The 13,099-nt window shown below is 68.8% G+C and carries 10 protein-coding genes; 7 read left to right on the top strand and 3 right to left on the bottom strand.

All coding sequences use genetic code 11. The features are described from left to right. On the top strand, positions 1–398 hold a 398-nt coding region (locus J0695_RS13650; RefSeq protein ID WP_206962279.1), incomplete at its 5' end, for a TetR/AcrR family transcriptional regulator C-terminal domain-containing protein. Here the strand turns inward: J0695_RS13650 and J0695_RS13645 are convergent. Next, positions 382–1,905, bottom strand: a complete 1,524-nt coding sequence (locus J0695_RS13645) for an MFS transporter (RefSeq protein ID WP_372445759.1) — start codon at positions 1,903–1,905, stop codon at positions 382–384. The two genes, J0695_RS13650 and J0695_RS13645, sit on opposite strands and share 17 nt — an antisense overlap. Positions 1,906–2,262: 357 nt before the next feature. Between J0695_RS13645 and J0695_RS13640 the strand changes: the two genes are divergently transcribed. The 6 genes from J0695_RS13640 to J0695_RS13615 all read left to right on the top strand — a co-directional run bounded on the left by J0695_RS13640 (position 2,263) and on the right by J0695_RS13615 (position 11,642). After that, complete coding sequence (locus J0695_RS13640; RefSeq protein WP_206962277.1) at positions 2,263–3,051, top strand: ABC transporter ATP-binding protein; 789 nt, start codon at positions 2,263–2,265, stop codon at positions 3,049–3,051. Further along, positions 3,048–5,621 (top strand): ABC transporter permease, encoded by a 2,574-nt coding sequence (locus J0695_RS13635; protein WP_206962276.1) that lies wholly within the window; start codon positions 3,048–3,050, stop codon positions 5,619–5,621. Before J0695_RS13640 ends, J0695_RS13635 begins: the two co-directional genes overlap by 4 nt. Positions 5,622–5,898: 277 nt before the next feature. Further along, complete coding sequence (gene mfd / locus J0695_RS13630) at positions 5,899–9,432, top strand: transcription-repair coupling factor (RefSeq protein ID WP_206962275.1); 3,534 nt, start codon at positions 5,899–5,901, stop codon at positions 9,430–9,432. Positions 9,433–9,518: 86 nt separating this feature from the next. Continuing rightward, a complete protein-coding gene (locus tag J0695_RS13625) occupies positions 9,519–10,382 on the top strand; it encodes an SCO6745 family protein (protein WP_206962274.1) in 864 nt (287 codons plus the stop codon). After that, entirely contained in the window at positions 10,379–10,837 is a 459-nt protein-coding gene (locus tag J0695_RS13620; RefSeq protein ID WP_206962273.1) for a hypothetical protein, read from the top strand. The genes J0695_RS13625 and J0695_RS13620 overlap by 4 nt, the downstream gene beginning before the upstream one ends. A 19-nt stretch (positions 10,838–10,856) precedes the next feature. Further along, positions 10,857–11,642, top strand: a complete 786-nt coding sequence (locus J0695_RS13615) for an HNH endonuclease family protein (protein WP_206962272.1) — start codon at positions 10,857–10,859, stop codon at positions 11,640–11,642. A 69-nt stretch (positions 11,643–11,711) separates the two neighbouring features. Here J0695_RS13615 and J0695_RS13610 read toward each other — a convergent pair whose 3' ends face one another. Both J0695_RS13610 and J0695_RS13605 read right to left on the bottom strand, forming a co-directional pair. After that, a complete protein-coding gene (locus J0695_RS13610; RefSeq protein ID WP_206962271.1) occupies positions 11,712–12,419 on the bottom strand; it encodes a hypothetical protein in 708 nt (235 codons plus the stop codon). Positions 12,420–12,466: 47 nt separating this feature from the next. Further along, positions 12,467–12,955: a hypothetical protein gene (locus J0695_RS13605; protein ID WP_206962270.1), complete on the bottom strand. Its 489-nt coding sequence runs from the start codon at positions 12,953–12,955 to the stop codon at positions 12,467–12,469. Positions 12,956–13,099 lie beyond the last annotated feature (144 nt).

The raw sequence follows: 13,099 nt of genomic DNA, 5'->3' as shown, positions 1-13,099 counted from the left end.
CGCTCAGTGCGTACAGCCTGCGCGCCATGGTGCTGCGGCACCCCTGGGTCGCCTCGGTGCTCGGGCAGGTGGGGCTCGCGGGGCTCGGGCCGAACGTGATGCGCATGTCGGAGCGCATGCAGGTGCTGTTCGAGGGCGCGGGTCTCGCCTCGGAGGAGGCGGGTCTGGCGATCAGTGCGCTCACGTCGTACGTCGTCGGAATGGCGGTCAGCGAGGGCGCGTATCTCTCGATGATCGCCCGCAGCGGGATGAGCGAGCGCGAGTTCGTGAAGAGCGTGGTGTCCGAGGAGGAGACCGCTGTGCTCGCGGATCCCGAGAAGGCGCGCGAGGAGAAGTTCGACTACGGGCTGCAGTTGGTGCTCGACGGGCTCGCAGGGCGGGTCAGCCCTCGTCGGTGAGGACCGGGAAGCGGCTGGGGGCCACGAAGAGCAGCACCAGGAGCGCGAGGGCCGCTGCCGCCGCCGCTCCCAGGTAGACGTGGTCCACCGCCGCGGCCACCGCCCTGCGCAGGCCGTCCGCCGCTGACGCGGTGAGGGCTGCCGGGTCCTGCAGGGCGTGGGACACCGAGTCCAGGTCGCCGGCGCCGCCGAGGCGCGAGGCGAGGGTCGCGTTGGCGACCGCGCCGAAGAGCGCCGCGCCTATGGACTGGCCGACCTGGCGGCAGAAGAGGATCGAGGCGGTGGCGGTGCCGCGCTCCGACCAGCCGACGGACGACTGCACTCCGATGATCAGCGGGAGCTGGAAGAGGCCGAGTGCGGCGCCCAGCAGGAGCATGATCAGGGCCGGTTGCCAGGGCTCTCCCGGGAAGGGGAGCAGGGGGAAGGCCAGGAGGATCAGCATGGCTGACGCGATGCCGATGATCGCTGTGTTGCGGAAGCCGATGCGGTTGTAGACGCGGTTGGAGAGCGCCGCGCTGACCGGCCAGCTCAGGGTCATGACGGAGAGGACGAAGCCCGCCGCCGTCGGGCCGAGGCCCAGGACCGACTGGGCGTAGGTGGGCAGGAAGACCGTGGGGGCCACCATCAGGAGGCCCAGTGCGCCGAGCGCCAGGTTGACCGCCGAGATGGTGCGGCGGCGCCAGACCCAGCCGGGGATGATCGGCTCCGCAGCCCGGCGTTCGATCCACACCGTTGTCGCGGCGAGCGCCGCGCTGCCCGCGAAGAGGGCCAGAGACGGCGCCGACAGCCACGGCCAGGCGACTCCGCCCTGGACGAGCGCGGTGAGCAGCAGGGTTCCTGTCGCGAAGACCGCCAGTGCTCCGGGCCAGTCGATACGGGGGCGGGCCGCCGGTCTCGTCGTACGGGACGGTTCGGTGAGGTGGCGGGAGATCAGGAGCAGCGCCACCAGGCCGATGGGGACGTTGATGAGGAAGATCCAGCGCCAGTCCGTGTACGTCACTAGCAGGCCGCCGAGCGCCGGGCCCGCGACCGCGGAGACCGCCCAGACCGTCGACAACTTGGCCTGGATCTTGGGGCGTTCCTTGAGCGGGTAGAGGTCGGCGGCGATCGTCTGGACCGTGCCCTGGATCGCGCCGCCGCCCAGGCCCTGGACGATACGGAAGGCGATCAGCGCGGCCATGTTCCAGGCGGTGGCGCAGAGGACCGAGCCGGTGAGGAAGAGGATGATCCCGGCGATCAGGACGGGCTTGCGGCCGAGGGTGTCGGAGAGCTTGCCGTAGACGGGGAGCGTGACCGTGACGGCGAGGAGATAGCCGGAGAAGAGCCAGGAGAAGACCGAGAAGCCGCCGAGGTCGCCGACGATCTGCGGGACCGCCGTCGAGATGATCGTGGAGTCGAGCGCGGCCAGCGCCATGCCGAGCATGAGGGCGGCTACTACGGGGCCCCGCCTTTTCGGGGGCTCTGCCCCCGGACCTCCGCTCCTCAATCGCCGGAGGGGCTTGATTATGTCCACCGAGATCCTTTCACCGTGCACCTATAGAGCCCGGGACACCTTCTCACTTGAGCCTCACGCGGCGGGAGGGTGGAGGCTCCCCTGAGACGGGCTCCACCCGTGGGTCCAGACCCCTAGGGGGATCTCCCCATTCAGACCGAGAGGACGTTCGTCCCGGCGGAGGAGGAGAGAGCACGGGTGCGTTCTTTAAGTTGGTCTTACGGCAGACCGCAGGGTCAGGGGTGGGGAAAACCCCAGGGGAAGTGGGAGACGCGCACCAGTGCGGTCGGGCCCCTCGAATCGCCAGACTTGAAACGTAAGCACGTACGCAAGTAACGACATGCAGCGCTTGACCGACTTAGGAGACTTACCGTGACAACGGCTGTGACCATTCCCAGGCACGGGGGCACTGGAGAACGTACGGCCGTTGCCGCGCGAGCGCGGCAGGTCGTGAAGGCGTACGGAAGCGGGGAGACCCGGGTCGTGGCGCTCGACCATGTCGATGTCGACATCGCCCGCGGCCGGTTCACCGCGATCATGGGCCCCTCGGGGTCAGGCAAGTCCACGCTGATGCACTGCCTTGCGGGGCTCGACACGGTGACGGGCGGGAAGATCTACCTGGACGAGACCGAGATCACCGGCCTGAAGGACAAGAAGCTCACCCAGCTTCGCCGGGACCGGATCGGCTTCATCTTCCAGGCCTTCAACCTGCTGCCGACGCTGAACGCGCTGGAGAACATCACGCTGCCGATGGACATAGCGGGCCGCAAGCCCGACGCGGCATGGCTGCGGCAGGTCGTGGAGACCGTCGGTCTGCACGACCGGCTGAAGCACCGGCCGACCCAGCTCTCGGGTGGTCAGCAGCAGCGCGTCGCCGTGGCGCGTGCGCTCGCCGCCCAGCCCGAGATCATCTTCGGTGACGAGCCGACCGGAAACCTCGACTCCCGTGCGGGCGCTGAGGTGTTGGGGTTCTTGAGGCGGTCCGTGACCGAGCTCGGGCAGACCATTGTGATGGTCACGCACGACCCGGTCGCGGCGAGCTACGCCGACCGCGTGCTCTACCTCGCGGACGGGCGCATCGTGGACGAGATGCACGCGCCCACCGCCGACCAGGTCCTGGACCGGATGAAGGACTTCGACGCACGCGGGCGGACGTCATGACTGTGTGGAAGACCTCGATGCGCAACTTCTTCGCGCACAAGGGGCGGATGGCGCTCTCCGCTGTCGCCGTGCTGCTGTCGGTGGCTTTCGTGTGCGGGACGCTCGTCTTCACCGACACCATGAACACCACTTTCGACAAGCTCTTCGCGGCCACCGCGTCCGATGTGACGGTGAGCCCCAAGTCGGCCCCCGACAACGGCGGCGAGGGTCCGCAGAGCGGGAAGCCCGAATCGCTGCCCGCCTCCGTGGTGCAGCAGGTGACGAAGGCCGAGGGCGTGAAGTCCGCCGAGGGCGGTGTCTCCAGCTCCAGCGTGACGGTCGTCGACAAGAACAACAAGAACATGGGCTCCGACAGCGGCGCCCCGACGATCGCCGGCAACTGGGGTCACAACGACCTCCGTTCGATGGAGATCACCTCCGGTCACGCCCCGCGCGGACCCACCGAGGTGATGGTCGACTCCGACACCGCCGAGAAGCACCACCTCAAGCTCGGTGACGAACTGCGCACGATCACTGTCACCGGTGACATCAGGGCACGTATCTCCGGTATCTCCACCTTCAAGGTGACCAATCCCGGTGCGGCCATCGTGTACTTCGACACCGCCACCGCACAGCAGAAGCTGCTCGGCGCCCCCAATCTGTTCACGCATATCTCCGTCACCGCCAAGAGCGGTGTCAGCGACACCCAGCTGAAGCAGAACGTCGCCGGCCAGCTGGGCGGCACGTACAAGCTGCAGACGCAGAAGGAGAACCAGGACGCCAACAAGTCCAGCGTCGGCTTCCTGGACGTCATGAAGTACGCGATGCTCGGCTTCGCCGGGATCGCCTTCCTCGTCGGTATCTTCCTGATCATCAACACCTTCTCGATGCTGGTCGCCCAGCGCACCCGGGAGATCGGCCTGATGCGGGCCATCGGGTCGAGCCGCAAGCAGATCAACCGGTCCGTGCTCCTTGAGGCGCTGTTGCTCGGGATCTTCGGTTCGGTGCTGGGAGTCGGCGCCGGTGTGGGTCTCGCCGTGGGGCTGATGAAGCTCATGGGGTCCATCGGGATGGATCTGTCCATGGACGATCTGACCGTCAAGTGGACGACCCCCGCCATCGGCCTGCTGCTCGGCATCGTCGTGACCGTCGTCGCGGCGTACGTACCGGCCCGCCGGGCCGGGAAGATCTCCCCGATGGCCGCGCTGCGCGACGCCGGTACGCCGTCCGACGGCAAGGCGGGCTGGATCCGGGCCTCGCTCGGTCTGGTGCTCACCGGCGGAGGCGGGGCCGCGCTCTTCGCGGCGGCCAACGCCGACAAGTCCGGTCCTGGTTCGATGTACCTGGCCGCGGGTGTGTTCTTCACGCTGATCGGCTTCGTGGTGATCGGGCCGCTGCTCGCAGGTGTGGTCGTACGGGCCATCAGCACGGTCGTGCTGCGACTGTTCGGCCCCGTCGGGCGGATGGCCGAGCGCAACGCGCTGCGCAATCCGCGGCGTACGGGAGCCACAGGATCGGCCCTGATGATCGGCCTCGCGCTGGTCGCCTGCCTGTCGGTCGTCGGCTCCTCCATGGTGGCCTCGGCCACCGACGAGCTCGACCGGTCGGTCGGCGCGGACTTCATCATCCAGTCCAGCAACGGCCAGCCGGTGGTACCGCAGGCCGAGAAGGCGCTGCGCGCCGCTCCGGGCATCGAGCACATCACCAGCTACAAGGAGGCCGAATCCAAGGTCACGTCGCCCGACGGCAAGACCGAGGACGACGCGGTGACCGGGACCGACCCGACGTACATGCAGGACCTGCGGCGCGAGACCGTCTCCGGCGAACTCTCGGCGGCGTACGGCAAGAACGCGATGTCGGTCGGTGACACCTACGCCAAGCGCCACCACATCAAGGTCGGCGACAGCCTGTCCGTGGCCTTCAAGGGCGGGCAGACGGCGAAGCTGAAGGTCGCGGCCATCACGTCGGACGACACGAACATCGACAAGGACGTGATGTACACCAGCATCACGACGATGTCGCAGTACATACCGGCCGACAAGATGCCGAAGAACCTGATCATGTTCGGCAAGGCCAAGGACGGCCAGGAGAAGACCGCCTACGCCTCGCTGAAGAAGTCGCTGGCCGAGTACCCGCAGTACAAGGTGCAGAACCAGACCGACTTCAAGCAGGAGCTGAAGGACCAGATCGGCCAGCTGCTCAACATCGTCTACGGGCTCCTCGCACTGGCGATCATCGTGGCGGTGCTCGGTGTGGTGAACACCCTGGCGCTGTCGGTCGTCGAGCGGACCCGGGAGATCGGGCTGATGCGGGCGATCGGGATGTCCCGGCGCCAGCTGCGCCGGATGATCCGACTGGAGTCGGTCGTCATCGCGCTCTTCGGCGCACTGCTCGGGCTCGGGCTCGGGATGGGCTGGGGGACCACCGCCCAGAAGCTGCTCGCGCTGGAGGGACTCGGGGTCCTGGAGATCCCGTGGCCCACGATCATCACGGTCTTCGTGGGGTCGGCCTTCGTGGGGCTGTTCGCGGCACTGGTTCCGGCCTTCCGGGCCGGGCGGATGAATGTGCTGAACGCGATCGCCACGGACTAGCGGGCAGGAGTACGTGGGCGGGGGTACGTGAGCAGGAGTACGTGGGCGGGTCCGGCCCCGGTGAGCATCCTCGATGCCCGCCGGGGCCGGACCCGTGTTCTGGAGTGGCGGCTGGAGCGGTTCGGGCGGCGGCCCGGCACAGGTGGCTTTCCGGACGCGACTGTCAGTCGGCGGACGTAGTCTGGGATACCCCTGGCCCGTGCGACGTGTCGGGTCCTTCGCGTTGCCTCCCCCAGCTGTACGAAGCTGTACAAAACCGGACGGAAAGCCTTCCCCCATGAGCCTGCACGGTCTGCTCGACGCCACTGCCAAGGACCCCGCGCTCGCCGATGCGGTGAAGGCCGCCGGTGACGGGCACCGGATGCATGTCGACCTGGTCGGGCCGCCCGCCGCCCGGCCCTTCGCCGTGGCCGCGCTGGCGCGCGGGACCGGGCGGACCGTCCTCGCCGTGACCGCGACCGGGCGTGAGGCCGAGGACCTGGCCGCCGCGCTGCGCTCCCTGCTGCCGGCGGACAGCGTCGCCGAGTACCCGTCCTGGGAGACGCTCCCGCACGAGCGGCTCTCCCCGCGCAGCGACACCGTCGGGCGGCGCATCGCGATCCTGCGGCGGCTGGCCCACCCCAGTCCGGACGACCCCACCGCGGGTCCGGTGAGCGTGATCGTGGCTCCGGTGCGTTCCGTGCTGCAGCCGCAGGTCAAGGGGCTCGGCGACCTGGAGCCCGTGGCTCTGCGCTCCGGGCAGAGCGCCGACCTGGGCGAGGTCACGGCGGCGCTCGCCGCGGCCGCGTACTCCCGCGTCGAACTCGTCGAGAAGCGCGGCGAGTTCGCCGTACGCGGCGGAATCCTGGACGTCTTCCCGCCCACCGACGAGCACCCGCTGCGCGTGGAGTTCTGGGGCGACGAGGTCGAGGAGATCCGTTACTTCAAGGTGGCCGACCAGCGGTCCCTGGAGGTCGCCGAGCACGGCCTGTGGGCGCCGCCCTGCCGTGAGCTGCTGCTCACCGACGACGTGAAGGAGCGGGCCGCGGCCCTCGCCGAGGCCCACCCGGAGCTGGGCGAGCTGCTCTGGAAGATCGCCGAGGGGATCGCCGTCGAGGGGATGGAGTCACTGGCTCCGGTGCTCGTCGACGACATGGAGCTGCTGATCGACGTGCTCCCCGCCGGGTCCATGTCCGTGGTCTGCGACCCGGAGCGGGTGCGGACCAGGGCCTCGGACCTGGTGGCGACCTCGCAGGAGTTCCTGCAGGCGTCGTGGGCGGCGAGCGCCGGCGGCGGCGAGGCCCCCATCGACGTGGGCGCGGCCTCGCTCCGGTCGATCGCGGACGTACGGGACAGGGCGCGCGAGCTGGGGATGATGTGGTGGTCCGTATCGCCGTTCGCGGCCGATGACGCGGACCTGGACGACGACGTACTGAAGCTCGGGATGCACGCCCCGGAGACCTACCGCGGGGACACCGCGCGGGCGCTCGCCGACACCAAGGGATGGCTGGCCGACGGCTGGCGCATGGTCTACCTGACGGAGGGGCACGGCCCCGCCGCCCGTACCGTCGAGGTCCTCGGCGGTGAAGGCATCGCGGCCCGACTCGACGCGGAACTGGGCGAGTTGACCCCTTCCGTCGTCCATGTGTCGTGCGGCGCCATCGACTTCGGCTTCGTCGACCCGGGCCTGAAGCTCGCCGTACTGACCGAGACCGACCTCACCGGGCAGCGCACCGCCAGCAAGGACCTGGGCCGGATGCCCACGCGCCGGCGCAAGACCATCGATCCGCTGACGCTGGAGGCCGGTGACTACATCGTCCATGAGCAGCACGGCGTCGGCCGCTATGTGGAGATGGTCCAGCGCACGGTGCAGGGCGCGACCCGCGAGTACCTGCTCGTCGAGTACGCACCGGCCAAGCGCGGCCAGCCCGGCGACCGCCTCTACATCCCCACCGACCAGCTGGAACAGGTCACGAAGTACGTCGGCGGCGAGGCCCCCACCCTGCACCGGCTCGGCGGCGCCGACTGGACGAAGACCAAGGCGCGCGCCAAGAAGGCCGTCAAGGAGATCGCCGCCGACCTGATCAAGCTCTACAGCGCGCGGATGGCCGCCCCCGGCCACGCCTTCGGCCCCGACACCCCCTGGCAGCGGGAGCTGGAGGACGCCTTCCCGTACACCGAGACGCCCGACCAGCTCTCCACGATCGCCGAGGTCAAGGAGGACATGGAGAAGACGGTCCCGATGGACCGCCTGGTCTGCGGCGACGTCGGGTACGGCAAAACCGAAATCGCTGTTCGCGCAGCGTTCAAGGCCGTACAGGACGGGAAGCAGGTCGCGGTCCTCGTGCCGACGACACTGCTCGTGCAGCAGCACTTCGGCACGTTCTCCGAGCGCTACGCCCAATTCCCCGTAGTGGTAAGGGCGTTGTCGCGATTCCAGAGCGACACCGAGGCGAAGGCCGTTCTGGAGGGGCTGAAGGACGGCTCCATCGACCTCGTCATCGGCACGCACCGCCTCTTCTCCTCCGAGACCAAGTTCAAGGACCTCGGCCTGGTCATCGTGGACGAGGAGCAGCGCTTCGGCGTCGAGCACAAGGAGCAGCTGAAGAAGCTCCGCGCCAACGTCGACGTGCTGACGATGTCCGCCACGCCGATTCCCCGCACCCTGGAGATGGCGGTCACCGGCATCCGCGAGATGTCGACGATCACCACGCCCCCGGAGGAGCGCCACCCGGTGCTGACCTTCGTCGGTCCGTACGAGGAGAAGCAGATCGGCGCCGCCATCCGCCGTGAACTGCTGCGCGAGGGCCAGGTCTTCTACATCCACAACCGCGTCGAGTCGATCGACCGGGCCGCTGCCAGGCTGCGCGAGATCGTGCCGGAGGCGCGCATCCAGACCGCGCACGGGCAGATGGGCGAGACGGCCCTGGAGCAGGTCGTGGTCGACTTCTGGGAGAAGAAGTTCGATGTGCTCGTCTCGACGACCATCGTCGAGTCGGGCATCGACATCGCCAACGCCAACACGCTGATCGTCGAGCGCGGCGACAACTTCGGGCTCTCGCAGCTCCACCAGCTGCGCGGTCGCGTGGGCCGTGGCCGTGAGCGCGGTTACTCCTACTTCCTGTACCCGCCGGAGAAGCCCCTCACCGAGACCGCGCACGAGCGGCTCGCGACGATCGCCCAGCACACCGAGATGGGCGCGGGCATGTACGTGGCGATGAAGGACCTGGAGATCCGCGGCGCGGGAAACCTGCTGGGCGGCGAGCAGTCGGGTCACATCGCGGGCGTCGGATTCGACCTCTACATCCGCATGGTGGGCGAGGCCGTGGCCGACTACCGCGCGGCGGTCGACGGGACCCAGGAGGAGGAAGCACCTCTGGAGGTCAAGATCGAGCTGCCGGTCGACGCGCACGTCCCGCACGACTACGCACCGGGCGAGCGGCTGCGTCTGCAGGCCTACCGGGCCATCGCATCGGCCAACACCGAGGACGACATCAAGGCCGTACGCGAAGAGCTCACCGACCGCTACGGCAAGCTGCCCGAGCCCGTCGAGAACCTCCTCATGGTGGCGGGGCTGCGGATGCTTGCGCGCGCCTGCGGGGTCGGCGAGATCGTCCTGCAGGGCCCCAACATCCGCTTCGCACCGGTGGAGTTGAGGGAGTCGCAGGAGCTGCGCCTCAAGCGGCTCCATCCGCGCACCGTCATCAAGCCGGCCGCCCACCAGATCCTGGTGCCGCGGCCGACGGCGGGGACGATCGGTGGGAAGCCGGTCATCGGCCGTGAACTCCTCGCCTGGACAGGGGAGTTCCTCACGACGATCCTCGGGTCGTAATCCTCTGCGCGATCCCGTGACCTCCGGCATCATGTTCGCCGGGCCGGTGTTCGGCCCTTGTCGGAGTCCGAGAACCGGGGGAAGCAATGTCGGAAGACCTGGCGCGCGTACGAGGCCTGTGGCACCAGCTGGAGCCGCTGCACGCCGTCCTCTACTACGCGCCCGAGGTGGCCGAGGAGGCCGCGGCGCTCGGCTTCAAGACCGATACGCGCTGGCCCGGTTACTTCGCGTGGCGCGCGGCCCCGCTCGGTGCGGCGGGGGCCGTACGGGTGCGTTCGGCCTTCTACAGCTTCAGCCCGCGCATGGTCGCCGAGCACGTACCGGCCGCGTGGGAGACGGCAGTTCCGGATGCGGTGCTCGCCTCGCGGGAGGTGGCGATCGACCGGACCTACCGGGCGCTGCTCGGGGAGCGGGTGACCGAGCCCTGGGTCGCGGAAGCCGCCTCGCTCGTACGGCGGGTGGCCGAGGCCGCCGACACCGCCGGGCGGCCGCTGGCTGCCGCCAATGCCGCGCTGGAGTGGCCCGAGGCGCCGCACCTGCAGTTGTGGCACGGTGCGACCGTCATCCGTGAGCACCGGGGGGACGGACATCTGGCCGCGCTGCTCACGGCCGGGCTCGACCCGGTCGAGGCGCTCGTGTCCTTCGCGGGAGTCGGCGCGGCACCGGTGGAGACCTTCGCGAGCCGGGGGTGGACCGCGGAGGAGTGGGACGCCGCCCGCGAACGGCTGCTGACACGGGGTCTGTTGGACACGCAGGGTGTGGCGACGGAGGCGGGGCGCGCGCTGCGGGCTGAGGTCGAGCGGCGTACCGACGAGCTGGCCGCGGCGCCCTGGCGGTCGGTGGGCGACGAGGCCGACCGGCTCGCCGGGCTGGTGCAGCCGCTGCTGCACGAGGCGCTGGTGTCGGGGATGCTGCCCGCGCAGAACACGCTGGGGATCGGCAAGGTGTGACGGGGCCGGCGCAGGGACGCGACGGACCGAAGGCGATCGTGCTGCGCGTTGTCTTCGTCCTGGTGGCAGTGGTCAGCATCGGGTTCCTGTCGTGGACGGCGATGCTGAGGCTGGCGATCCTGCGCCGGACACGGAGTGACTGGGCGCTGTTCTGGGGCGTTTCGGTGCTGACCGTGGTGTGCGTGGGGATGCTGGAGGAGCGCTTCAAGGACAGCTGGGTCTCCGACACCGGGATGATCGTGCTGCTGGTCCAGGCGGCCGCGGTCGTCGTCCACTTCCTGATGGCCGACATCCGCTTCCACCGGAACCAGGGCCGGGCCCGGAGCCAGGACCCGGTGTGGGCCCCGGGGTTGTACGTTCCGCCACCGGCGCGCACCGGGCAGAGCATCGAGCTCCGGCGCGCCGAGCTGGATGAACTCTCGGACTACCTCCGGAAGGATGGCAGCGGCCGCTGACCCGCATAGGGTGTCGGGCATGCGCCGATTCGGGATACGTACCGCACTTGTCTTCTGCACCGTCGGTTCGGTTGCTCTCCTGGCGGGGTGCGATGCCACGACCGTGAGCGGCGGGACCACCGGTGGCGCGCCGGGCACGGGAGGCGCGGGTGCACCGGCCGGTACGTACGGCACGAGCCCGCTCGCCAATCCCGACGGTACGAAGCCGGGTCTGGCCCCGCTGACCTCCGAGGCCGACAAGGCGGCGGCCCGGAAGATCATCGACAAGGTGGCGACCAAGGGGCGCGGGCCCAAGACCGGTTATGACCGGGACGAGTTCGGGAGCGCCTGGCTGGACACGGCCGACGGGGTGCCGCTCGCCCGCAACGGCTGCGACACCAGGAACGATCTGCTGAAGCGGGACGGCAAGGACCTCACGTACCGCGGGTCCGGGTCGAAGAAGTGTGTCGTGATGTCGATGACGCTGAACGATCCGTACACCGGCCGGAAGATCGACTGGAAGAAGAAGACGGCGACCGCCGTCCAGATCGACCATGTGATGCCGCTGTCGTACGACTGGCAGATGGGCGCCGCCCGCTGGGACAAGGCCAAGCGCAAGCAGATCGCCAACGACCCGCTCAACCTGATTCCGGTGGACGGGCCTTCGAACGGCTCCAAGAGCGATTCCGGTCCCGCGTCCTGGCTGCCGCCGTACAAGCCGATCCGCTGCTCCTACGCGGTGCGGTTCGCGCAGGTCTCGCTCAAGTACGGGCTGCCGGTGACCGCCCCGGACAAGAAGACGATGCTCGCCCAGTGCGGGGGCTGATCCCCTCAGCCCCCGCACCTTCCCAGGCCCCCGTGGTTCATGGTGGTGCCGTACGGGCCCCCTCGGGCCTCAGTTCCCCAGGTCCACGATGTCCTTCTTGGCCGGGGCCTTGGCGCCGACCGGCTTGTCGAAGCCGGAGAAGGCGAGCGTGGTCGGCTGGTCGCCGCCGGCGACGTCGAGCTTCAGGAGATAGGGCGTGCCCTCGGTGGCGACGTACATCGTGTACGTCTCCTTGCCGTCCTTCTCGGTGAGCGTGGCCGCCTTCCGGCCGTCGACGGTGGTGTCCTTGCCCTTGTCGGCGGCCGTGTCGGTGGGGTCGAAGGTGCCGAGCAGCTCGTCGATGTCGCACATGGAGGCCAGGTCCTTGACGTCCGGATCGGACGAGGTCGACTTCACCCAGTTCCCGACGAGCATCTTCACCGCCGCATCGGTGTCCTTCTTCGCCTCGCCCTTGCTCTGGGCGCGCAGCAGCTTCTCGTCATAGCTCATGTAGACGGTCTTGCCCGTCTTGATGAGCCCCATCGAGCCCTGGTCGCCGAGGCCTATGGTCCCTTTGCAGTCGCCCCTGTGATCGATGGCCAGGTCGACGGCGATGTCACCTTCCTTGGGGTCGCTGACATTGCCCTTCACGGTGAAGGAGGTTGCGGCCCGGTTGGCCTTGATCGCTTTGGTGGCGAGGTCGCCGCCGTCACCGCTGGCGCCCGCGAAGGGGTTGCAGGCGGTGAGGGCCGCTGCGGCGGTGAGACAGAGGGCGGTGGTGGCGAGGGTGCGGCGCATGGTGATTTTCCCCCCAAGGGAAAAGCGTGTCGGTGGTGATCCGGTGATCAGAATTCGCTGTTGGTGATCGTCTCGCCGCTCGCGTCGTAGACGGTGACGAGACCGTTCTTGCTCTGCTTCCAGTCCTTGAAGGCGGAAGTGATCAGCTCGGCGGGGGCCGCGCCCTCGCCCATCAGTCCACCGGTGAAGTCGGTGTAGACGTCGGCGGTGTCCATGACGTCGTTCTGCTTGTCGGCGCCCTGGACCTTGGTGATGTGGGCGACGGCCGACTTCTCCTTCGCGGAGCCGTTCTTGTTCACGAACGCCTTGAACTGCTCGGCCTGCGAGCCGGCTGCCTTCTTCGCGGGCTTCTTCGCGGACTTCTTGTCCGTCTTCTTGTCCGTCTTCTTGTCCGTCTTCTTGTCGGCGGTGTCGGAGACGGAAGCGCCCTTGTCGGAGGAGCTGTTGCCGCTCTTGTCGTCGGTCGTCGCCGAGCAGGCGCTGAGGGCGACGATGCCTGCGGCGACGCCCAGCGTGACCTTGACCTTGATGCCCATGGCTGTTCTCCCCGTTCGTGAACCCGGCCCGGTGTGAACCGATAGGTCAATGGAAGCAGAGCCTGTGAACCGAGTCAACACGATTCATTGGGAATCTTCGGTTCACGCTGTGAAGCGATTGCTGCTCGCTGTGCGGTTATGCTC

The sequence above is a fragment of the Streptomyces beijiangensis genome, from assembly GCF_017315755.1.
Taxonomy (GTDB): Bacteria; Actinomycetota; Actinomycetes; order Streptomycetales; family Streptomycetaceae; genus Streptomyces; species Streptomyces beijiangensis.
This window is presented reverse-complemented; position numbering and strand designations above follow the sequence as displayed.